Origin of the sequence: Streptomyces sp. NPDC016562, assembly GCF_043076955.1 — a bacterium.
Taxonomy (GTDB): domain Bacteria; phylum Actinomycetota; class Actinomycetes; order Streptomycetales; family Streptomycetaceae; genus Streptomyces.
Genome location: NZ_JBIBRZ010000002.1, coordinates 65,664 through 87,997 on the forward strand (window position 1 = coordinate 65,664; position 22,334 = coordinate 87,997).

Here is a 22,334-nt window from a genome sequence, read left to right on the forward strand (position 1 = left end):
CAGTGCGGGAGGACCGACACTCGTGGCGTTGACCGAGCCGGCCGCGGCGGTGGCCGCGACACAGACCCCGCCGCACGTACCGCCGCAGGCAGGCCGGGTGGCAGCTCCCGGCGGTGGTGGCGCCGACGGGATCCTGCGCAGGCAGTCCCAACGGGAGTCCGCCGCGCGGACGTACGCGCGGTCCCTGCCCATCGTCCCGGTCCGGGCCCGCGGGTTGACCATCGAGGGAGCCGACGGGCGCCGCTACCTCGACTGCCTCAGCGGCGCCGGCACCCTCGCCCTGGGGCACAACCACCCCGTGGTGCTCGAAGCCATCCGCGGCGTACTGGACTCGGGGGCGCCGCTGCACGTGCTGGACCTGGCGACCCCGGTCAAGGACGCCTTCACCACCGAGCTGTTCGCCAACCTGCCGCCCGCGCTGGCCGACGACGCGCGCATCCAGTTCTGCGGGCCGGCCGGCACGGACGCCGTGGAGGCCGCGCTCACCCTGGTCCGCGCCGCGACCGGGCGCCGCGGGCTGCTCGCCTTCACCGGGGCCTACCACGGGATGACCGCCGGGGCCCTGGGCGCCTCGGGGGGCGCCCCGGACGTACGGGTGACCCGGCTGCCGTACCCGCAGGACCTGCGCTGCCCGTTCGGCGTCGGCGGACCCGAGGGCGCCGAACTGGCCGCGCGCTGGACGCAGAACCTGCTGGACGACCCGAAGGGCGGGGTGCCCGCTCCCGCCGCCATGATCGTCGAACCCGTGCAGGGCGAGGGCGGGGTCATCCCCGCCCCGGACGCCTGGCTGCGCCGAATGCGGGAGATCACCGAGGCGCGGGGGATCCCGCTGATCGCCGACGAGGTGCAGACCGGGGTGGGCCGGACCGGCGCCTTCTGGGGGGTCGACCACGCGGGGGTGGTGCCGGACGTCATGGTCCTGTCCAAGGCGATCGGCGGCAGCCTGCCGCTCGCGGTGATCGTGTACCGGTCGGGCCTGGACGTCTGGGGCCCCGGGGCGCATGCGGGCACCTTCCGCGGCAACCAGCTGGCCATGGCCGCCGGTACCGCGACGCTGGCCTTCGTGCGCGAGAACCGGCTCGCCGAGCGGGCCGCCGCCCTGGGCGAGCGGATGCTGACGGCCCTGCGGGACCTGGCCTCCCACCACCCCTGCATGGGCGAGGTCCGGGGGCGGGGCCTGATGCTCGGCGTCGAACTCGTCGATCCCGACACCGGGGCCGCCGCCCCGGCCCTCGCCACGGCCGTCCGCCAGGAGTGCCTGGACCGCGGCCTGATCGTCGAACTCGGCGGCCGCCACGGCGCCGTCGTCCGCCTGCTCCCCCCGCTGACCCTGACCGACGAGCAGGCCGCGGCGGTCCTCGACCGCCTGGCCGACGCCATCCCGGCCGCCGCCGCCCGGACCCACTGACCCGCCACCCCGAGGACCCGCGATGTCAGACCCCCACCAGCCCACCCCCCTCCCAACCCCCCCGACCCCACCCCAGCCCGCGGCGCCCCCCGAGTCCGCGCCGCCCCCCGCCGGGCCGCAGCCCCCGGCGCCCCCGCACCTCGCGCCGAACCCCGCCGGGCCGCCGCCCGCGGCGCGCCCCGAGTCCGCGCCGCCCCCCGCCGGGCCGCAGCCCCCGGCGCCCCCGCACCTCGCGCCGCCCCCCGCCGGGCCGCAGCCCCCGGCGCCCCCGCACCTCGCGCCGCCCCCCGCCGGGCCGCAGCCCCCGGCGCCCCCGCAGGCCGCGCCGGCCCCCGCCCGACCGCAGGCACCGGACCACCCGGAGGCCCTCCCTGAGGCCGCCGGGCAGCCGACGCCCCCGCCCGCCGCCACACCACCCCCCGCCCCGCCCCAGCCCCCGCACCTCGCGCCTGAGTTCGCCGAGCCGCAGGCAGCGCCGGAGTCCGCCGAGCCGCAGGCAGCCGCGTACCCGCAGCCCGCGCCGGCCTCCGTCCGGCCGCGTACAGCGGCGCACCCGGAGGCCCTCCCCGACCCCGCCGGGCAGCCGACGCCCCCGCCCGCCGCCGCACCAGCCCCCGCCCCCGGGCAGCCCTCAGCACCGCCGGCCGCGGCGCCCGCGTCCGCTCTTGCGTGGCAGGCCCCGAGCCCGGCCACGTCGTCACCGGCCGCGCCCCCGAGTACGCCTCGGGCCGACACCCCTCCCGCTGGGGGAGCCGGGCGGGCGCCCGTGTCGGCGGCCGGTGCCCGGGATGCGCGCGGCGCCGCTGCGGACGCGGTTTCCGGGCGGGCGGAGGCTTCGGCGGCCGGTGCCTGCGATGCGCGCGGCGCCGCTGCGGAGTCGGTTACCGAGCCGCGCTCCGTCGCGCCGGCCCCGCACGCCGCGGCCACGCCGGAGCCGACACCGGCCGCGGCGAGCGCGCTCGGCGCACCGCTCCAGCAGGGCCCGGCCGTCGGCGCCGAAGCGGCGGCCACCGTGCCGCGGCAGAAGGACGGCACCCCCAGACCCCAGACCGGCTGGAAGAGCCCCGCCCGGCCGGCTCCGGCCGCGCTGCCCGACCCCCTGAACCACCCCGACCCGGCCATCGCCGCCGAGGCGGCGGCGGTGGAGAACCTCCTGCGGTGCTGGGTCCGCGAAGCCGGACTGGGCCGCCCCGACGGCCCGGCCGAAACCCCGCTGCGCATCCCCCTCCCCGCCTCCGGCACCGCCCTGCGCGTCGCCGTCCGCCACTGGTCCCACACCGGCTGGCACCGCTTCGGCCCGGCCCGGCTCGAAGACGCACCCGCCACCGCACCCGACCTGGACGCCGTCACCCTCGCCGCGCTCATCTCCCGCGAGGGCGCCGGCGGTGGCCGAGGCAACGCCGACCTCGTTGGCCGGGTCGCCGACTCGGTGCGCCGTACCACCGAGTTCATCGCCCACCGCCGAGAACGCCCCACCGCCCCGGCCCCCGTGGACGGGGACCTCTTCCTCACCGCCGAACAGTCACTCCTTCTCGGTCACCCCTTCCAACCGGACCCGAAGAGCCGCGAAGGACTCTCCGAGACCGAAGTCCGCCACTACTCACCCGAACTCCACGGCTCCTTCCCCCTGCACTGGGTCGCGGTCGAACCCGCCGCGCTCGCCACCGAATCGGCCTGGACCGAGCGCGGCCGCCCCGTCCGCGCCGCACAGCTCCTCGGCCGCCTCGCCCCCGGACTGCCGGTACCCGACGGCGCCACCCCCCTTCCTCTGCACCCCTGGCAGGCCCGCGACCTGCTCCAGCGCCCTGCCGTCACCGCCCTGCGCGACGCCGGACTCCTGCACGACCTGGGCCCGTACGGCGCGCCCTGGTACCCCACCTCCTCCGTTCGCACCGTCCACCGACCCGGTGCACCCGCGATGCTCAAGCTCTCCCTGGGCCTGCGCATCACCAACTCCCGCCGGGAGAACCTCCGCAAGGAACTCCACCGCGGTGTGGAGGTCCACCGGCTGCTCCGCACCGGTCTCGCCGAGCAGTGGCAGACGGCCCACCCCGGCTTCGACATCGTCCGCGACCCCGCCTGGGTCGCCGTGGACGCCCCGGACGGCACCCCGGTCCCCGGCCTCGACGTCCTCTTGCGCCACAACCCCTTCCGCTCGGGCGACGACACCGTCTGCATCGCCGCGCTGACCTCTCCCCGCCCGTGGCCCGGCCGGGCCACCATGAGCTCCCGCCTCGCCGAGATCGTCTCCGGCCTCGCCGCCGCCACCGGACACACCACGTCCGCCGTCGCCGCCGAGTGGTTCCTGCGCTACCTGGACCACGTGGTCCTGCCGGTCCTCGCCTTCGACGCGCTCGCCGGCATCGCCCTGGAAGCGCACCAGCAGAACACCCTGGTCCTCCTCGACCCGGCCGGCTGGCCGATCGGCGGCCGCTACCGCGACAACCAGGGGTACTACTTCCGCGCGTCCCGCCGCGCGGAGCTGGAGCGCCGGCTTCCCGGCATCGGCCGACGCAGCGACACCTTCGTCTCCGACGACGTCACCGACGAACGCTTCGCCTACTACCTCGGCATCAACAACGTGCTCGGGCTCATCGGTGCCTTCGGATCCCAGCGCCTCGCCGACGAACGCGTCCTGCTCGCCGCCACCCGCCGCTTCCTCGCCAAGGCCGCGAACCTCGGCCCGCTGCCCACGCGGCTGCTCGACTCGCCGACCCTGCGCTGCAAGGCGAACCTGCTCACCCGCCTGGGCGGTCTCGACGAGCTGGTCGGCCCCGTCGACACCCAGTCCGTCTACGTCACCCTCACCAACCCCCTTCACCATTGACGCGTCGGAGCCGACGCGGAGAAGAGCCCCGATGCGCTCCACCGACGAAACACGCCTCAACGCCGGCCTGTTGCCCCTGCTCGCCGAGGCGGACCTGCTCGACTCCCCGGCCACCTGGGGCGGCGTCCCCACGCACGCCGGAGCCTTCCGCCTCGAACCGGTGCGACCGGAATACGACCTGGAGCTCCTCACCCGCTGGATGAACGACCCACAGGTGGCCGCCTATTGGGAGCTCGCCGGCCCCGCCGCCGTCACCGCCGCCCACCTGCGGGCCCAGCTCGACGGAGACGGCCGCAGCATCCCCTGCCTCGGCCTCCTCGACGGCACGCCGATGAGCTACTGGGAGATCTACCGGGCCGACCTCGACCCGCTCTCCCGGCACTACCCGGCGCGCCCCCACGACACCGGTATCCACCTGCTCATCGGAGACGGCACGAACCGCGGGCGCGGTCTGGGCACGACCCTGCTGCGAGCCGTCGCCGACCTGATCCTCGGCAACCGCCCCCGCTGCACACGCGTCATCGCGGAACCGGACATCCGCAACACCCCCTCCGTATCAGCCTTCCTGAGCTCCGGCTTCCGCTGTTACGCGGAAATCGACCTACCCGAGAAGCGCGCCGCCCTGATGGTCCGGGAGCGGGCGCTGCGCAATCTCCTCTGAGTGCCGCCCCGCATGCCCTGCCGTCGTCGCCGCTTCGCACCTCTCCCTTCGAAAACTCTGCGTCGCGCAGCAAAGTTCCCGATCTTCGAGGAGTCCCGTGCCGAACGTCCCCTCCGCCCCTCATTCGGCGGAACCCGCCGTGCCGCAGTCGCCCCAGGACCCCCGCACCCCGCCCGAGCTCACCCGTGCGACCTGGGACCGCGCCGCGCGCCGCCTGCTCGCCAAGATGCTGGCCGAGTTCGCCTACGAGGAGATCATCCGCCCCGTCCCCGCGCGGGCCGCCGCCGGTGACGCCTGGACCCTGACCCTCGACGACGGCAGCAGTCTCGGCTTCCGGGCGCGCCGCCGCTCGTACGGCAGCTGGGACGTCGCCCCGGACACCATCACCCTCACGCCCCTACGGTCCCCGGCCCCGCCGCCCTCCCCAGCCACATCCGCCAGCCCGACCGTCCCCGCCAGCCCGACCGTCCCCGCCAGCCCGACCGCCCTCGCCGGCCCCACCGCCTTCGGCGACCCGTACGCCTTCCTCATTCGCGCCCGCACCCTCCTCGGCGTCGACGGACCCACGCTCGGCCACCTCGTCCGCGAGCTCAGCGCCACCCTCGCCGCCGACGCCCGGATCGAGCACACCGCCCTCACCGCCGACGTCCTCGCCGACCTCGACTACGCGGCGCTGGAAGGCCACCAGAGCGGCCATCCCTGGCTCGTCCTGAACAAGGGCCGTATCGGACTCTCCGCCTCCGATACCGCCGCCTGGGCCCCCGAGGCCCGCGCCCGCCAACGCCTGCCCTGGCTCGCCGCCCACACCTCCCTCGCCGCCTACCGCGGCACCGGCGGCCTGGAAGATCCGGCCCGCCTCTACTCCGCCGAGCTCGACCCCCTCACCCGCACAGCCTTCGACCAGGCCCTGCGCGACCGCGGTCTCGATCCGCTGCGGTACCTCTACTTCCCGGTGCACCCCTGGCAGTGGGACGAGGTGGTCCTGCCCCTCTTCGCGCCCGCCCTCGCCTCCGGAGCCCTCGTACCGCTCCCCGCGGACCCCGACCAACGGCTGCCCCAGCAGTCCATCCGCACCTTCCTCAACCTCAGCCGCCCGGACCGGCACAGCGTCAAGCTGCCGCTCTCCGTCTTCAACACCATGGTCTGGCGCGGTCTGCCCTCCGACCTCGCGCTCGCCGCGCCCGCCGTCACCGCCTGGATCCACTCGCTCCGCGACGCCGACCCCTTCCTCCGCGACGAATGCCGCGTCGTCCTGCTCGGCGAGGTCGCCTCCGTCACCGTCCGCCACCCCGTCTACGACGAGCTCCCCGAGGTCCCGTACCAGTACAAGGAGCTCCTCGGCGCGATCTGGCGCGAGCCCCTCACCGGCCTCCTCGCACCGGGCGAGCGCGCCCGCACGCTCGCGTCCCTCCTCCACACCGATCCGCGCGGCCGGTCCTTCACCGCCGAGCTCGTCGCGCGATCCGGGCTGGCGCCCGCCGTCTGGCTGCAGCGGCTCTTCGCCGCCCTGCTGCCCCCGCTCCTGCACTTCCTCTACCGCTACGGCACCGTCTTCTCCCCGCACGGCGAGAACGCCATCGTGATCTTCGACGAGCACGACGTCCCGGTGCGGCTCGCGGTCAAGGACTTCGTGGACGACATCAACATCAGCGACGAGCCGCTGCCCGAGCTGGACTCCCTGCCCGACGAGGTCCGGGCCGTGCTGCTCACCGAGCCGGCCGACTTCCTGCCCCAGTTCATCCACTCCGGGCTGTTCGTCGGCGTATTCCGCTACCTCGCGGCCCTGTGCGAAGACCGCCTCGGCGTCCCGGAGGACGACTTCTGGTCCCTGGTGCGAGCGGAGATCCTGCGCCACCAGGCGCGCTTCCCCGAGCTCAAGGACCGCTACGAGCTCTTCGACCTGCTCGCAGAACGCATCGGCCGGCTCTGCCTCAACCGGAACCGGCTCTACGAGGACGGCTACCGCGACCGCCCCGACCGCCCCCATGCGGTGCAGTACGGCACCGTGCCCAACCCCTTGTACCGGCCATGAGCCCTCGGGAGTGTGCTCACTGTCGGTGGCGCCCCGTAGGGTTGGCAGTGCTATGACGAAGCCCTCCCTCCCCGACCTGCTGCACGCCGCCGTCTCCGCCGTCGGCGGCACGGAGCGTCCCGGCCAGGTGGCCATGGCCGAAGCCGTCGCCGAAGCGATCGACGACAGCTCCCACCGGCTCATCCAGGCCGGCACCGGCACCGGCAAGTCCCTCGGCTACCTGGTGCCGGCCCTCGCCCACGGCGAGCGCGTGGTCGTGGCCACCGCGACCCTCGCCCTCCAGCGCCAGCTCGTCGAGCGCGACCTGCCCCGGACGGTGGACGCACTGCATCCGCAGCTGCGCCGCCGCCCGCAGTTCGCCATGCTCAAGGGCCGGTCGAACTACCTGTGCCTGCACCGCCTGCACGAGGGCGCTCCGCAGGACGAGGAGGAGGGCCTCTTCGACCAGTTCGAAGCGGCCACCCCCACCAGCAAGCTCGGCAAGGACCTGCTGCGCCTGCGCGACTGGGCCGACGAGACGGAGACCGGCGACCGCGACGATCTGACCCCGGGCGTCTCGGACAAGGCCTGGTCGCAGATCTCCGTCTCCTCCCGTGAGTGCCTGGGCGCGACGAAGTGCGCGTACGGGGCCGAGTGCTTCGCGGAGGCCGCCCGCGAGCGCGCCAAGCTCGCGGACGTGGTCGTCACCAACCACGCGCTCCTGGCCATCGATGCCATCGAGGGCGCCCCGGTGCTGCCCCAGCACGAGGTGCTGATCGTGGACGAGGCCCACGAGCTGGTCTCCCGCGTGACCGGGGTCGCCACCGGCGAGCTCACCCCCGGGCAGGTCAACCGGGCCGTGAAGCGTGCGGCCAAGCTGGTGGACGAGAAGACCGCCGACGCCCTGCAGACCGCCTCGGAGTCCTTCGAGCGGGTCATGGAGCTGGCGCTCCCGGGCCGTCTGGAGGAAATCCCCGAGGACCTCGGCTACGCGCTGATGGCGCTGCGCGACGCCGCGCGCAACGTCATCTCGGCGATCGGTTCGACCCGCGACAAGTCCGTCCAGGACGAGGACGCGGTCCGCAAGCAGGCCCTGGCCGCGGTGGAAGGCGTCCACGGGGTGGCGGAGCGGATCACGAACGGATCCGAGTTCGACGTCGTCTGGTACGAGCGCCACGACCGCTTCGGCGCCACCCTGCGGGTCGCCCCCCTGTCCGTCTCCGGCCTGCTGCGGGAGAAGCTGTTCGCGGACCGCTCGGTGGTCCTGACCTCGGCCACCCTCAAGCTCGGCGGCGACTTCAACGGGGTCGCGGCCTCCCTCGGCCTGTCGCCCGAGGGGGTCGAGGGGGACGACGTACCGGTCTGGAGGGGCCTGGACGTCGGCTCGCCCTTCGACTACCCGAAGCAGGGCATCCTCTACGTCGCCAAGCACCTGGCCACACCGGGCCGCGAGGGGACCCGCGGCGACATGATGGACGAGCTCGCCGAGCTGATCGAGGCGGCCGGCGGGCGCACCCTCGGGCTCTTCTCCTCCATGCGCGGCGCCAAGGCGGCCGCCGAGGAGCTGCGCGGGCGGCTCGACCACCCGATCCTGCTCCAGGGCGAGGAGACGCTGGGCGAGCTGATCAAGGCGTTCGCGGCCGATCCGAAGACCTGCCTGTTCGGGACGCTCTCGCTCTGGCAGGGCGTGGACGTGCCCGGGCCCAGCTGTCAGCTCGTGGTCATGGACAGGATCCCGTTCCCGCGCCCCGACGACCCGCTGATGAGCGCGCGGCAGAAGTCGGTGGAGGAGCACGGCGGCAACGGCTTCATGGCCGTCGCGGCAACGCACGCCGCTCTGCTGATGGCCCAGGGCGCGGGCCGTCTCGTACGGGCCACCGGCGACAAGGGCGTCGTCGCGGTCCTGGACCCGCGGCTGGCGACGGCCCGGTACGGGAGCTTCCTGCGGGCCACGCTGCCGGACTTCTGGTACACCACGGACCGCAACCAGGTCCGTCGCTCCCTCGCCGCGATCGACGCGAAGGCCCAGGCCGACGGGAAGTAGCCGACGGGGTAGCCGACGCGAAGAAGCCTCCGGGAGAGACCCGGCGGTGGCCCGAACGGTCCCGGGCACACAACAACCCCCGGGACCGGCGCAGTGGATCCCGGGGGCTGACTGGAGGCGGCGGGGTCAGACCCGACGCAGTACCGCGACGACCTTGCCGAGGATGGTCGCCTCGTCACCGGGGATCGGCTGGTAGGCGGCGTTGTGCGGGAGGAGCCAGACGTGGCCGTCCTCGCGCTTGAAGCGCTTGACGGTGGCCTCGCCGTCCAGCATCGCGGCGACGATGTCCCCGTTCTCCGCGACCGGCTGGCGACGGACGGTGACCCAGTCGCCGTCACAGATGGCGGCCTCGATCATCGAGTCCCCGACGACCTTGAGGACGAAGAGCTCGCCGTCGCCGACGAGCTGGCGGGGGAGCGGGAACACGTCCTCGACCGACTCCTCGGCGAGGATCGGGCCGCCGGCCGCGATCCGGCCGACCAGGGGAACGTAGGAGGCGGCGGGCTTGCCGGTGGTGTCCGTGGGCTGCGAGCTCGGCTGGTCCGAACCGCGCACCTCGTAGGCGCGGGGGCGGTGCGGGTCGCGGCGCAGGAAGCCCTTGCGCTCCAGGGCCATCAGCTGGTGCGCGACCGACGACGTGCTGGACAGGCCGACCGCCTGACCGATCTCCCGCATCGACGGCGGGTAACCCCGGCGCTGCACGGAGTCCCGGATGACCTCGATGACCCTCCGCTGCCGGTCCGTGAGCCCGGAGCTGTCGGCGCGGATGCCTGGAGGTCGACCTGGCAGCGAGCGTGCGGGGCGTACTACGGGCTCCGCATCCGGATTCAGGTGTGCGTCGTTCATGGCATGCACCGGCTCAAGTCGGCTCTGGGAGCGGTTCTGGGCAGTGATGGCGGCACTGTCTGCGGTCGTGGTCACGGCGGCCCCTCTCGAAATGTTCTCCCTAGCTGGACAACGGTAGTAGCTTTCGAAAGGTTGCGCCAAACACACGTTCGAGTGAAAAATCGCAGATCGCCCTGCGTGGGCATATCGCGGAGTGTATGGACGATCGGTTCGTCGAACGCCGGTTCGGCTCGGCTCCTGCCGCTTACGGTACCCTTCCCGGTCGGATCGCGACCGGCCGGGGCCGCGTCCAGTGTGACACCGCAGGGGCTCGTATCCGGCTATCGGACGCCGCGACACGCGCAGCCGCGCAAATGCACCACAACCCAAGATCTAGTGGTTGGATGAGCGCGGCCGCCCAGAACTTGTGGTCCCCGGGTCTGCTGAGGCTCCTGGGATCGCATATGCTGGTGGCTGCTTCACGAGCCCCAGGCAGGGCGTTTCCCTGTCGTTCAGGGGCCCCGTGAGGTGATTCAGTCGTGCCAAGAGGGAGGGTGAGGGAACCATGCACTGCCCCTTCTGCAGGCACCCCGACAGCCGCGTCGTCGACAGCCGCACCACGGACGACGGCACGTCGATCCGCCGGCGCCGTCAGTGCCCCGACTGCTCCCGTCGCTTCACGACGGTGGAGACGGCCTCGCTGATGGTGATCAAGCGCAGCGGGGTGACCGAACCCTTCAGCCGTACCAAGGTCATCTCCGGCGTGCGCAAGGCGTGCCAGGGGCGGCCGGTCACCGAGGACGCCCTCGCCAAGCTCGGCCAGCGGGTCGAGGAGGCGGTGCGCGCCACCGGGAGCGCCGAGCTGACCACCCACGACGTGGGTCTGGCCATACTCGGCCCGTTGCAGGAGCTCGACCTGGTCGCGTACCTGCGCTTCGCGTCCGTCTACAAAGCGTTCGACACCCTTGAAGACTTCGAGACCGCCATCGTGGAACTGCGCGAGCGGCGGCCTCACCCTGATGAGCGCGAGCTCGGCGGGACCGCTCCGGTCCCCGTGCCCGCCTCCGCCGCCGACTGACCGGACGGCCCGTGTCGCACCGCATGCGCGGTGCGACACGGCCGGTCAGTCAGGCGAAGAAGCGTAGAAACAGAATCACAGCACCGTGCCGCGGAATAGCGCTGGCACTTTAGGGCGTTTTTGCCCGCATATGGGAGGCCTGGCATGACAGAGACGGCGAGCAGCTCGGCACGTGGTTCCCGCGCCAAGGGAACCAAGGCTGCCAAGGGCGGCCTGCGTATCGAGCGCATCCACACCACCCCCGGCGTGCACCCCTACGACGAGGTGAGCTGGGAGCGCCGTGACGTCGTCATGACCAACTGGCGCGACGGTTCGGTCAACTTCGAGCAGCGCGGCGTCGAGTTCCCCGACTTCTGGTCGGTGAACGCGGTCAACATCGTCACCAGCAAGTACTTCCGCGGCGCGGTCGGCACCCCGCAGCGCGAGACCGGTCTGAAGCAGCTCATCGACCGGATCGTGAAGACGTACACGAAGGCCGGCGAGGACTACGACTACTTCGCGTCGCCCGCCGACGCGGAGATCTTCGAGCACGAGCTGACCTACGCCCTCCTGCACCAGATCTTCAGCTTCAACTCCCCGGTGTGGTTCAACGTCGGCACCCCCCAGCCGCAGCAGGTCTCCGCCTGCTTCATCCTGGCCGTCGACGACTCCATGGAGTCGATCCTCGACTGGTACAAGGAAGAGGGAATGATCTTCAAGGGCGGCTCCGGCGCCGGCCTGAACCTCTCCCGCATCCGCTCCTCCAAGGAGCTCCTCTCCTCCGGCGGCAACGCCTCCGGCCCCGTCTCCTTCATGCGCGGCGCCGACGCGTCCGCCGGAACGATCAAGTCGGGCGGCGCCACCCGCCGCGCGGCCAAGATGGTCGTCCTGGACGTGGACCACCCGGACGTCGAGGCCTTCATCGAGACCAAGGTGAAGGAGGAGGAGAAGATCCGCGCCCTGCGCGACGCGGGCTTCGACATGGACCTGGGCGGCGACGACATCACGTCCGTCCAGTACCAGAACGCCAACAACTCCGTCCGCGTGAACGACGAGTTCATGACGGCCGTCGAGAACGGCACCAAGTTCGGCCTGCGCGCCCGCATGACCGGTGAGGTCATCGAGGAGGTCGACGCCAAGGCGCTCTTCCGCAAGCTCGCCGAGGCCGCGTGGGCCTGCGCCGACCCGGGCATCCAGTACGACGGTGTGATCAACAACTGGCACACCTGCCCCGAGTCCGGCCGCATCACCGCGTCCAACCCGTGCAGCGAGTACATGCACCTGGACAACACGTCCTGCAACCTCGCCTCGCTCAACCTGATGAAGTTCCTCAACGACGACGGCAAGGGCAACCAGTCCTTCGACGCCGAGCGCTTCTCCAAGGTCGTCGAGCTCGTCATCACCGCGATGGACATCTCCATCTGCTTCGCGGACTTCCCGACGCAGAAGATCGGCGAGAACACCCGCGCCTTCCGCCAGCTGGGCATCGGCTACGCCAACCTCGGCGCCCTGCTGATGGCCACCGGCCACGCGTACGACTCGGACGGCGGCCGCACCCTCGCCGCGTCGATCACCTCGCTGATGACCGGTACCGCCTACAAGCGCTCCGCCGAGCTGGCCGCGATCGTCGGCCCGTACGACGGCTACGCCCGCAACGCCGAGTCGCACAAGCGCGTCATGAAGCAGCACGCCGACGCCAACGCCGTCGCGCCGCGCACCGAGGACCTGGACAAGACGATCTGGGCCGCGGCTACCGAGGCCTGGCAGGACGTCCTGCGCCTCGGCGAGAAGAACGGCTTCCGCAACTCCCAGGCCTCCGTCCTCGCGCCGACCGGCACCATCGGTCTCGCCATGTCCTGCGACACCACCGGTGTCGAGCCGGACCTGGCCCTGGTCAAGTTCAAGAAGCTCGTCGGCGGCGGTTCGATGCAGATCGTCAACGGCACGGTCCCGCAGGCCCTGCGCCGCATGGGATACCAGGAAGAGCAGATCGAGGCGATCGTCTCCCACATCGCCGAGCACGGCGTGGTCGTCGACGCCCCGGGCCTCAAGCCCGAGCACTACTCGGTGTTCGACTGCGCCATGGGTGAGCGTTCCATCTCCGCGATGGGTCACGTCCGCATGATGGCCGCGATCCAGCCCTGGATCTCCGGCGCGATCTCCAAGACGGTCAACATGCCGGAGACGGCGACCGTCGAGGAGATCGAGGAGATCTACTTCGAGGCCTGGAAGCTGGGCGTCAAGGCGCTCGCGATCTACCGCGACAACTGCAAGGTCGGCCAGCCCCTCTCCGCCAAGAAGAAGGAGGAGGAGAAGGAGGAGGTTACCGCCAAGACGGAGGAGACCATCCGCGCCGCCGTCGAGAAGGTCATCGAGTACCGCCCCGTCCGCAAGCGCCTCCCCAAGGGCCGCCCGGGCATCACCACCTCCTTCACGGTGGGTGGCGCCGAGGGCTACATGACCGCCAACTCCTACCCGGACGACGGTCTGGGCGAGGTCTTCCTGAAGATGTCCAAGCAGGGCTCGACCCTCGCGGGCATGATGGACGCCTTCTCGATCGCCGTCTCGGTCGGCCTGCAGTACGGCGTGCCGCTGGAGACCTACGTCTCGAAGTTCACCAACATGCGCTTCGAGCCGGCCGGCATGACGGACGACCCGGACGTGCGGATGGCGCAGTCGATCGTCGACTACATCTTCCGCCGCCTGGCGCTGGACTTCCTGCCCTTCGAGACCCGCTCCGCCCTCGGCATCCACACCGCCGAGGAGCGCCAGCGCCACCTGGAGACCGGCTCCTACGAGCCCCTCGAGGACGAGCTGGACACCGAGTCGCTGGCGCAGTCGGCCCCGCTCGCCGCGGTGCCCTCGGCCCCGCAGCCGGTCGCGGCCGCCCCGGCGACCCCGGTCCCGGCCCCGAAGACGGCGCACAGCAACGCCGAACTGGCCGAGATGCAGCTCGGCGTCTCCGCCGACGCCCCGCTCTGCTTCTCCTGCGGTACGAAGATGCAGCGCGCCGGCTCCTGCTACATCTGCGAGGGCTGCGGCTCCACCAGCGGATGCAGCTGACACGGGCCCAGGCGCTCGCCCCGGTCGCAGTGTCCGGCGTAGCCGACTGACCAGCAGCGCACGGAGGGGGCCGGCCGAGAGGCCGGCCCCCTTTGCCGTGCCGCGCCACCGCCGTGGCGGCCCGCGGTTTCGACGAATCCGGTCCGGGCGAAGGGCTCGGCCCGGTCGCCTCGCTCGCCCGGGCGTTCGGGCTTCGGTCGCCCGAGCGGGATGCGGCGGAACTGGTGCGGATCCACAGCGCCGGGGACTGACCGGGGCCGCGCCGGGCCCGTACGATGGCGCAGTGCTGGTCAAGTGGATTCGCTGCACGGTGACGGACCGACGCGGGTTCGAGCGCGGACAGCGAAAATGGGCGGGGCTGCCGGGCGAGCCGGGCTTCCGGGGGCAGGGCGGCGGCTGGAGCCGGGGCCGGCAGGGGGTCGCGCACGTCTTCGCGTTCTGGGAGAGCCGCTCCTTCTACGACTCCTTCATGGCGCGCTCGCACGACCGGCTGGCCGCCGCTCAGAACGGCACCTACACCGACCTGCGGGTGACGCTCTTCGATCACCGCTTCGACGTGAAGACCGGCTTCGAGCCGCGCTTCACGGATGCCGACGTCGTGCGGGTCGCGCACACCCGGGTCCGCGAGGGCCGGGTCGACCACTTCGCGCTCATGCAGGAGAAGGTGTGGAATCCGGCCATGGCGGGCTCGCCCGGCATGGTCCGCGGGCTCTTCGGGGAGGCGCCCGGCCGGGAGTTCCTGGTGCTGTCGATGTGGCACGCGGCGGCCGAGCACGGCAAGTACCGGCAGGAGCGGGTCGAGCGGCTCTCCCTGCGGGCGCAGATCCAGGCCGACGTGGAGGCGCTCACGGGGGACGTCGTCGACCTCGAACCCTCCTGGACGGTATGACCGTACGACGACCGCCAGGCGGACCGGCGTGCCCGGTCGGCCGTCCGGCCGATGGCCGAATAGGGTCGTGAGATGGTTCGACCACGGCGCATCGTCCTTGTCCGGCACGGGGAATCGGAGGGAAACGCCGATGACTCGGTGTACGAGCGGGAGCCCGACCACGCCCTGCGGCTGACCCCGAAGGGGCGCGAGCAGGCCGCGGCGGTCGGTGAGCGGCTGCGCGAGCTCTTCGGCGACGAGACCATCAGCGCCTACGTCTCCCCCTACCGCCGGACCCTGCAGACCTTCCGGGAGCTGCGCCTGGACCCCAGGCGCGTCCGGATGCGCGAGGAGCCCCGGCTGCGCGAGCAGGATTGGGGGAACTGGCAGGACCGGGAGGACGTACGGCTGCAGAAGGCCTACCGGGACGCCTACGGGCACTTCTTCTACCGGTTCGCGCAGGGCGAGTCGGGGGCCGACGTGTACGACCGGGTCGGCTCCTTCCTGGAGAGCCTCTACCGCAGTTTCGAGGCCCCGGACCACCCCGAGAACGTGCTCCTGGTGACGCACGGGCTGACGATGCGGCTGTTCTGCATGCGCTGGTTCCACTGGTCGGTGGCCGAGTTCGAGTCCCTGTCCAATCCCGGGAACGGAGAATTCCGGGTGCTCATGCTGGGGCCGGACGGCCGGTACCGGCTGGACCGCCCATTCGAACGCTGGACCACACCCGAGCCCTACGACCTGGACGGCTAGAGTGGCCCGCGATGACCCCTCATTCCACTCCCGAACGGCGCTACGCACGCGCCATGTCCAGCCTCCGCGGGCTGGCGCTGGGTGACGCCCTGGGCTCCCAGTACTTCGTCCCCGCCAACTACCCGCTCCTCAAGCGACGCGAACTGCCCTCCGGCACCCAGACCTGGCAGTGGACCGACGACACCGAGATGGCCTGCTCGGTGGTGGCCGTGCTGGCCGAGCACGGCCGCATCGACCAGGACGCGCTCGCGCTCTCCTTCGCCCACCACCACGACTTCGACCGGGGCTACGGGCCCGCGGTGAACCGGATGCTGCGGCTGGTGCGCAACGGGGAGGACTGGCGGACCCTGGCCGCCGAGCTGTTCAACGGGCAGGGTTCCTGGGGCAACGGCGCCGCCATGCGCATCGCGCCGCTGGGCGCCTGGTACGCCGACGACCCCGAGCAGGCCACGCACCAGGCGGAGATCTCCGCCTACACCACCCACCAGCACCGCGAGGCCGTGTGCGGGGCGATGGCCGTCGCCGCGGCCGCCGCGCTGGCGGCGTCCGGGGACCGTCCGCCCCAGGCGGCCGACCTGCTGGACGGCGTGATCGCGCTGGTGCCGCGCAGCGCGGTGGGGGCCGGGCTGCGGCGGGCGCGCGACATGCTGGACTACGACGACGCGACCACGGTCGCGGCGGTCCTGGGCTGCGGGCGCCGCACGAGCGCCCACGACACGGTGCCCTTCGCGCTGTGGTCGGCGGCGCGTTCGCTGGAGGACTACGAGCGGGCGTTCTGGACGACCGCACAGGTGGGCGGCGACGTCGACACGACCTGCGCGATCGTCGGAGGGGTGCTGGGCGCGCGCGGGGACGCGGTGCTTCCGGCAGCGTGGCTGGCGCGCACGGAGGCCCTGCCGGCCTGGCTGCCGGAGGCGGCGGCCGCGTAAGGCCCGTCAAGGCGCCCGATGAGTGGGGCGCCGTGGGGGAAATGGTCCGTTCCGATTGTCACGGTCCTGCCACAGACGGATTTTGAGCCTGTTCAAAACTGCATCGCACCCGCCTACTCTGTCGCTGCGCCGCCCCCACCCGAACGACGGGGCGGCCGACAGGGGAGGGGAACCGATGTCAGACAACACAGGTGGGCCGGACGAGGCGCAGCAGCCCGAGTCCGCCGCCAAGCCCGAAGCCACGGCCAAGCCCGAGGCGGCTGCCAAGCCCGAGGCGCAGCAGCCCGGGGCCGCCGCCCAGGCTCCCATGGACGCCGCCGCGTGGCAGGCCTGGCAGGCGCAGCAGCAGTGGCAGCGCACCGCCGCCGGGGCGAGGGCCGGCGCACGCCCCGCCGGCTCGCCCGGGTGGGCCACGCTGGTGCGCCCCGCCGAGGCCGCGCCCGTGCCGACCGCGACCCTGGTCGCCGCCCTCGTGGCCGGACTTGCCGCCGCACTGCTCCTCGGTGACGGGCTGGGAATCGGCCTCCTGCTCGCGGTGGTGCCCGCGGTCGCCGCGGCCTACGCCGCCGCCCGCGCGGCCCGCCGTACGGCCCGCCCGTGGACGGTGGTCTGGGCGATCGGCTGCCTGGCGCTGCTCGCCGTGCCCGCGCTGCGCGACTCCGCGTGGCCCTCGACGCTCGCGATCCTGTCGGCCGTCCTGCTGGGCGCGCTGGCCCTGCACGGCAGCCGCACCTGGCCCGGCGTCCTGCTCAGCCCGCTCGGATTCTTCGACTCCGCCGTGTCCGGGCTGGCCTGGGCCCTGGTCGGACTGCGGTCGCGCGGCGGGGTCAGCAAGGAGCGCTGGCTCCCCGTGGCCAAGGCGGGCGTCGTGGCGGTGGTCCTGCTGGTGCTCTTCGGCGCGCTGTTCGCCTCCGCCGACGCCGCCTTCGCCGATCTCCTCGGCGGCCTGATGCCCGACGTGTCGGTCGAGGACGGGCCCATCCGGTTCCTGCTGTTCGCCCTCGGCGCCCTCCTCGCGCTCGCCGCCGCCCGCACCGCCGCGGCCCCGGTGCGCTGGGACCGGATCAAGGTGGCCCCGGGCAAGCCGCGCTCCCGCGTCGAATGGGCGCTTCCGCTCGTCGTGCTCAACCTGCTCTTCGCCGGTTTCAACGCCGTCCAGCTGGCCGTCCTGTTCGGCGGCTACGACAAGGTCCTGGAGAGCACGGGCCAGACCTACGCCGAATACGCCCGCCAGGGCTTCTGGCAGCTGCTCTGGGCCACCCTGCTCACCCTCGCCGTGATCGCGCTCGCCCTGCGCTGGGCTCCGCGCGAGGGAGCCGGCGACCGCCGGTTCGTCCGCGTCGTGCTGGGCGTGCTGTGCGCGCTGACCCTGGTCGTGGTCGCCGCCGCGCTGCGCCGCATGGACCTCTACGTGGACGCGTACGGGCTGACCAGGCTGCGCGTGTCGGTGGCGGCGATGGAGCTGTGGCTCGGGCTGGTCATCGTACTGATCATGGCGGCCGGGGTGTTCGGCGCGCGCTGGCTGCCGCGCGCGTTCGCGGGCAGCGCGGCGGTCGCGGTCCTGGTCTTCGGCCTGCTGTCCCCGGACGGGATGGTGGCCGAGCGCAACGTGGCCCGCTTCGAGAAGGACGCGAAGATCGACCTGGCCTACTTCCAGTCCCTGTCGGCGGACGCCGTGCCCGCCCTGGACCGGCTGCCCGAGCCCCAGCGGTCCTGCGCCCTGCGCGGGATCAACGACGAGATGTCCCGGGCCGGGGACGTCCCCTGGTACGCGATGAGCCTGGGCGAGTACCGCGCCCGGCAGATCCTGCGCGAGCGCCCGGTCACGGCCTCGTACGACACCTGTTCGCGCCTGGGCGCCTTCGGCAGCCGCACCGAGTACTAGGCGCGTACGAGGGCCCGGGCGCGGGGAAGGTTCTCCCGCGCCCGGGCCTGCGTACGCGCGCTGCTGCGGGCCGTCCTCAGGCGGCCGGACCGGCCTTCGCGGCGGCTCCGGCCAGGGACTCCAGGTCGCTCTTGCGCACCCGGATCACCAGCACGGCGGTGGCCAGGGCGAGTCCGGCCATGGCGACGGCGGCGAGGAACGCGGTGGAGATGCCCTGCGCGAGCACCAGATCCCCCCACGGGTCGGGCAGCTGCCTGGTCTGCTGGAAGGCGGCCAGCTGGTCCGGATCCGCCTGCGCCATGAAGGCCGGGACCTGCTTTTCGGCCTCGGTGCGGCTGGCGGTGCCGAAGACGGTGACCAGGATGGACAGGCCGAGCGAGCCGCCGACCTGCTGGCTGGCGTTGAGCAGGCCGGAGGCCGCGCCGGCCTCGTGCGGCGCCACTCCGGAGACGGCCGTGAGGGTGAGGGTGACGAAGTTGAGGCCCATGCCGAAGCCGAACAGCAGCATCGGCCCGAGCACCCCGGAGAGGTAGGAGCTGTCGGTCTGGAGGAAGGTCAGCCAGATGAGCCCGGTTCCGGTGAGCGAGGAGCCGAGGATCATGAAGGGCTTGGGGCCGAAGCGCGGCAGGAAGCGCTGCGAGAGACCGGCGGCGGTGACGATGGCGACCGTCACGGGCAGGAAGCCCAGTCCGGCCTGGATGGGGGAGAAGCCCAGGACGTTCTCCACGAACTGCACGATGAAGAAGAACATGCCGAACATCGCGGCGGCGAGGCCGAGCATGATCACGTAGGTGCCGGTGCGGTTGCGTTCGGCGAACATGCGCAAGGGGACGATCGGCTCGGGGGCCCGCGACTCGATGAGGACGAAGAGCCCGAGCAGGACCAGCGCCGCGGCGAACGAGCCGAGCGTGACCGCGTCGCGCCAGCCCTCCTCCGACGCACTGATGAACCCGTAGACGAGCGAGGCCATGCCGCCGGTGGACGTGACGGCTCCGGCGATGTCGAAGCGGCCGGGGTGGCGCTCGGACTCGCTGATGTAGAGCGGGGTCAGGACCGCGATCAGCACGCCGATCGGCACGTTGACGAAGAGGACCCAGCGCCAGTCCAGCCACTCGGTGAGCATCCCGCCGGCCAGGAGGCCGATCGCGCCGCCGCCCGCGGAGACGGCGGCGAAGACCCCGAAGGCGCGGTTACGCTCGGGTCCTTCGGCGAAGGTCGTGGTGATCAGGGCGAGCGAGGTCGGGGACGCGATGGCGCCGCCGACCCCTTGCAGGGCGCGGGCGGCGAGCAGCTGCCAGGGCTCCTGGGCGAAGCCGCCGAGGAGGGAGGCGAGGGTGAAGATCAGGATGCCGGTCAGGAACACCCGGCGTCGGCCGAGGATGTCACCGGCGCGCGCGCCCAGCAGCAGCAGCCCGCCGAAGGTCAGTGTGTAGGCGCTGAGCACCCAGGAGAGGTCCGTGGTGCTGAAGCTGAGGGCGCTCTGGATGTGCGGAAGGGCGATGTTCACGATCGTCGCGTCGAGGACGACCATGAGCTGGCATGCGGCGATGACGGTGAGCGCCACTCCGGGGCGCCCCTCCCGGCGTGCCGCCCCCGGTATCCGGGGTGTGGAGAGTTGAGAAGTCGTCACTGAGGATCCCCCCCCAAAGTGAAATAGTGAACGTGTTCGTTCACTACGGGCTACCGTAGGAGCCGGACGTTAGGGAACGCAAGCGTTCTCTAACGTCGACATCATGAGTTTTCGGCGCGGGGGCCGGGCGGGAGAGGGGGAGATGGTGGATTCACGCTGGTCGGCGGGGTCGTCGGTGCGCAGGCGGGGTCCCGAGCTCGAACGGGCGATCCTGGACGCCGCGTTGGAACAGTTGAGCACCGTCGGCTGGAACGCGCTGACGATGGAGGGCGTGGCGGCCGGCGCGCAGACCGGCAAGGCCTCGCTCTACCGCCGGTGGGCGTCGAAGGCGGACCTGGTGGACGAGGCGCTGCGGACCGGGCTGCCGCAGATCGGTGAGATCGGCGACCGGGGATCGATCCGCGAGGACCTGCGGCTGCTGTGCGTGCGGATGCGGGACGTCATGCACTCGCGAGCCGGGCAGGCCCTGCGGTCAGTGCTTCACGAATGCGATCCCGTGCACGCGGAGCGGTTCCACGGGGTCATCCTGTCCGGGGTGCACGAGCCGGCCCAGGTGTTGATCAGAGAGCTTCTCTTGCGCGGAATCGAGCGGGGTGACGTGCGGCCGGACGCGACGGGTCCGTTCGTCGTGGACGTGATTCCGGCGATGCTGATGTACCGCGCGAAGGTGTGCGGTAGCGAATGGGTGGACGCCGAGATCGCCGAGCTGATCGACGGGGTGATGGTGCCGCTGCTCAGGGTGTGAGCCGCGCCGGTCCCGCCGCGGGGTGCTTGGAGCGCGCCGCGCCCCCGGGCGGACGCGGGCGCGGCCCGGGCCGGGGTGTGCAGTCGGCCCGGGGCGGCGTAACCTTGCTCGCGCCATGCCGTACGAAGCACCCACCCACACCGTCGAACGCTCCCTCCGTGCAACCACCGGCGCCAAGGTCATCGCCGGGGTCGACGAAGTCGGACGAGGGGCCTGGGCCGGTCCCGTCACCGTGTGCGCGGCGATCACCGGCCTGCGTCGGCCGCCCGAGGGACTCACCGACTCCAAACTGCTCACCCCCAAGCGCCGTGACGCCCTGCTCGACGTCCTGGAGGGCTGGGTCACCGCGTACGCCCTCGGGCACGCCTCGCCCGAGGAGATCGACGAACTGGGGATGACGGCCGCCCTGCGGCTCGCGGCGGAGCGGGCGCTGCATGCCCTTCCGGTGCGGCCCGACGCGGTGATCCTCGACGGCAAGCACGACTACCTCGGCCCGCCCTGGCAGGTCCGTACGGTGATCAAGGGCGACCAGTCCTGCATCGCCGTCGCGGCGGCCTCGGTCATCGCCAAGGTCCGGCGCGACCGCATGATGGCCGAACTCGCCGAACAGGGCGCCGGGCTCGCCGACTTCGCCTTCGCCGCCAACGCCGGGTATCCCTCGCCCGTGCACCGGGCGGCGCTGGAGGAACTGGGGCCCACCCCCTACCACCGGCTCTCGTGGGCGTACCTCGACGCGCTGCCCCGCTGGCGCCACCTCAAGAAGGTGCGCCGCAGCGAGGAGTTGACGGAGCTGGAAAACGGAGGCCAACTCGGCTTCGATTTCTGATCGCACCCCTGTGCCACCGCCGGTACGTTTCGTACCGTTGTTTGATAGATATCACGTCACGCCTCTCACACCCGCCATCGAGGAGCCTCAGATTCACGAGAGTGCCCAGGGTCCCCGCGTCACGCCGGCCGCGAGCCGCACCGCGCAGACCCCCCGCCCCGTACCTGGTCCGCGTCCCGCAGCCGTCCCGCGGCCCGGACGCCCCGGACCGGCCCGGCCCGCACCGCCCGCACCGCGTGTGCAGCAGGCCGCCGCCGGATCCGTTCCCGCAGCCCCGGCTGCCCCCACCGCGCCGTCCGTCTCCGCGGCGGTGCCGCAGATCCAGCTGATCCCGGCCTCCGCCGAGGGTGCGCTGGACGCGGCCGAAGAGGCCGTCGACCTGCTGCTCGACACCGGGCGCGCGCCCGGCGACATCCTGGTGCTCACCACCGGCGACCCGCACCCGTGGGCCGCGCACGAGCTGTCCTTCGGCGAGGCCGCGTACTGGGGCCTGCACGACGCCGGGGACGACGTCTTCTACGCGGACGCGGCGCAGGTCCAGCGTGCCGCCGGCCGTCCCGTCGTGGTCTTCGCGGCCAACGGCGGAGCGGCCGACACGGTCGCGGGCAGCCTGCCGGTCGCGCTCACCCGGGCGGGTGCGCTGCTGATCGTGTGCGGCGACCCGCAGCAGATCAACTCCGTGCTGGGTGCGGGCGTCTGACGCCCTGTACGCCAGTACGGGGGAGGGGCGGGGCGGGCCTTGAGCCGGCCCCGCTGAAGCCCCGTATCTGATCCGCCGGACGCGCGTCCGTGCCCGTCTGCT

At 72.7% G+C, this 22,334-nt stretch carries 16 protein-coding genes; 14 read left to right on the top strand and 2 right to left on the bottom strand.

What is annotated here, in order from left to right:
* The first annotated feature begins 22 nt into the window (after positions 1-22).
* From ACF059_RS08365 to ACF059_RS08385, 5 genes are all read left to right on the top strand, one after another.
* Positions 23-1,408 carry a diaminobutyrate--2-oxoglutarate transaminase family protein gene (locus tag ACF059_RS08365; RefSeq protein ID WP_392053273.1) on the top strand — a complete coding sequence of 462 codons (1,386 nt, stop codon included), beginning with the start codon at positions 23-25 and terminating at the stop codon, positions 1,406-1,408.
* Between the two features lie 766 nt (positions 1,409-2,174).
* Complete coding sequence (locus tag ACF059_RS08370) at positions 2,175-4,235, top strand: IucA/IucC family protein (RefSeq protein ID WP_392053275.1); 2,061 nt, start codon at positions 2,175-2,177, stop codon at positions 4,233-4,235.
* A 31-nt stretch (positions 4,236-4,266) separates the two neighbouring features.
* Positions 4,267-4,896, top strand: a complete 630-nt coding sequence (locus tag ACF059_RS08375) for a GNAT family N-acetyltransferase (RefSeq protein WP_392053277.1) — start codon at positions 4,267-4,269, stop codon at positions 4,894-4,896.
* Positions 4,897-4,993: 97 nt separating this feature from the next.
* Complete coding sequence (locus ACF059_RS08380; protein WP_392053280.1) at positions 4,994-6,928, top strand: IucA/IucC family protein; 1,935 nt, start codon at positions 4,994-4,996, stop codon at positions 6,926-6,928.
* Between the two features lie 52 nt (positions 6,929-6,980).
* A complete protein-coding gene (locus ACF059_RS08385) occupies positions 6,981-8,951 on the top strand; it encodes an ATP-dependent DNA helicase (protein WP_361946566.1) in 1,971 nt (656 codons plus the stop codon).
* Positions 8,952-9,077: 126 nt separating this feature from the next.
* Here ACF059_RS08385 and lexA read toward each other — a convergent pair whose 3' ends face one another.
* On the bottom strand, positions 9,078-9,872 hold the full coding sequence (lexA, locus tag ACF059_RS08390; RefSeq protein WP_360892508.1) for a transcriptional repressor LexA: 795 nt from the start codon (positions 9,870-9,872) through the stop codon (positions 9,078-9,080).
* Positions 9,873-10,341: 469 nt separating this feature from the next.
* Here lexA and nrdR point away from each other — a divergent pair, with 469 nt between their 5' ends.
* The 6 genes from nrdR to ACF059_RS08420 all read left to right on the top strand — a co-directional run bounded on the left by nrdR (position 10,342) and on the right by ACF059_RS08420 (position 18,331).
* Entirely contained in the window at positions 10,342-10,854 is a 513-nt protein-coding gene (nrdR, locus tag ACF059_RS08395; protein WP_361946572.1) for a transcriptional regulator NrdR, read from the top strand.
* 144 nt (positions 10,855-10,998) lie between these two features.
* Positions 10,999-13,896 (top strand): vitamin B12-dependent ribonucleotide reductase, encoded by a 2,898-nt coding sequence (locus ACF059_RS08400; protein ID WP_392053283.1) that lies wholly within the window; start codon positions 10,999-11,001, stop codon positions 13,894-13,896.
* 283 nt (positions 13,897-14,179) lie between these two features.
* Positions 14,180-14,785 carry a YdbC family protein gene (locus ACF059_RS08405; protein WP_030709623.1) on the top strand — a complete coding sequence of 202 codons (606 nt, stop codon included), beginning with the start codon at positions 14,180-14,182 and terminating at the stop codon, positions 14,783-14,785.
* Positions 14,786-14,857: 72 nt separating this feature from the next.
* Positions 14,858-15,517: a histidine phosphatase family protein gene (locus ACF059_RS08410; RefSeq protein WP_392053286.1), complete on the top strand. Its 660-nt coding sequence runs from the start codon at positions 14,858-14,860 to the stop codon at positions 15,515-15,517.
* An 11-nt stretch (positions 15,518-15,528) separates the two neighbouring features.
* Positions 15,529-16,446, top strand: a complete 918-nt coding sequence (locus ACF059_RS08415) for an ADP-ribosylglycohydrolase family protein (protein WP_392053289.1) — start codon at positions 15,529-15,531, stop codon at positions 16,444-16,446.
* A gap of 175 nt (positions 16,447-16,621) precedes the next feature.
* On the top strand, positions 16,622-18,331 hold the full coding sequence (locus ACF059_RS08420; RefSeq protein WP_392053292.1) for a DUF4173 domain-containing protein: 1,710 nt from the start codon (positions 16,622-16,624) through the stop codon (positions 18,329-18,331).
* A gap of 76 nt (positions 18,332-18,407) precedes the next feature.
* On the opposite strand, the gene ACF059_RS08425 is transcribed toward ACF059_RS08420, so the two are convergent.
* A complete protein-coding gene (locus ACF059_RS08425; protein WP_392053295.1) occupies positions 18,408-19,961 on the bottom strand; it encodes an MFS transporter in 1,554 nt (517 codons plus the stop codon).
* A gap of 142 nt (positions 19,962-20,103) precedes the next feature.
* Between ACF059_RS08425 and ACF059_RS08430 the strand changes: the two genes are divergently transcribed.
* The 3 genes from ACF059_RS08430 (at position 20,104) to ACF059_RS08440 (ending at position 22,232) form a co-directional block, all read left to right on the top strand.
* A complete protein-coding gene (locus ACF059_RS08430; RefSeq protein WP_392056523.1) occupies positions 20,104-20,706 on the top strand; it encodes a TetR/AcrR family transcriptional regulator in 603 nt (200 codons plus the stop codon).
* A gap of 115 nt (positions 20,707-20,821) precedes the next feature.
* Complete coding sequence (locus tag ACF059_RS08435; RefSeq protein WP_392053298.1) at positions 20,822-21,532, top strand: ribonuclease HII; 711 nt, start codon at positions 20,822-20,824, stop codon at positions 21,530-21,532.
* A 37-nt stretch (positions 21,533-21,569) separates the two neighbouring features.
* Complete coding sequence (locus ACF059_RS08440; protein ID WP_392053301.1) at positions 21,570-22,232, top strand: hypothetical protein; 663 nt, start codon at positions 21,570-21,572, stop codon at positions 22,230-22,232.
* Positions 22,233-22,334 lie beyond the last annotated feature (102 nt).

What these genes read in the sequence shown, in the direction of transcription:
- ACF059_RS08430 (WP_392056523.1), top strand. Translation starts at nt 20,104, where the DNA reads ATGGTGGATTCACGCTGGTCGGCGGGGTCGTCGGTGCGCAGGCGGGGT.
- ACF059_RS08410 (WP_392053286.1), top strand. Translation starts at nt 14,858, where the DNA reads ATGGTTCGACCACGGCGCATCGTCCTTGTCCGGCACGGGGAATCGGAG.
- ACF059_RS08420 (WP_392053292.1), top strand. Translation starts at nt 16,622, where the DNA reads ATGTCAGACAACACAGGTGGGCCGGACGAGGCGCAGCAGCCCGAGTCC.
- ACF059_RS08400 (WP_392053283.1), top strand. Translation starts at nt 10,999, where the DNA reads ATGACAGAGACGGCGAGCAGCTCGGCACGTGGTTCCCGCGCCAAGGGA.
- ACF059_RS08385 (WP_361946566.1), top strand. Translation starts at nt 6,981, where the DNA reads ATGACGAAGCCCTCCCTCCCCGACCTGCTGCACGCCGCCGTCTCCGCC.
- ACF059_RS08415 (WP_392053289.1), top strand. Translation starts at nt 15,529, where the DNA reads ATGACCCCTCATTCCACTCCCGAACGGCGCTACGCACGCGCCATGTCC.
- nrdR (WP_361946572.1), top strand. Translation starts at nt 10,342, where the DNA reads ATGCACTGCCCCTTCTGCAGGCACCCCGACAGCCGCGTCGTCGACAGC.
- ACF059_RS08435 (WP_392053298.1), top strand. Translation starts at nt 20,822, where the DNA reads ATGCCGTACGAAGCACCCACCCACACCGTCGAACGCTCCCTCCGTGCA.
- ACF059_RS08375 (WP_392053277.1), top strand. Translation starts at nt 4,267, where the DNA reads ATGCGCTCCACCGACGAAACACGCCTCAACGCCGGCCTGTTGCCCCTG.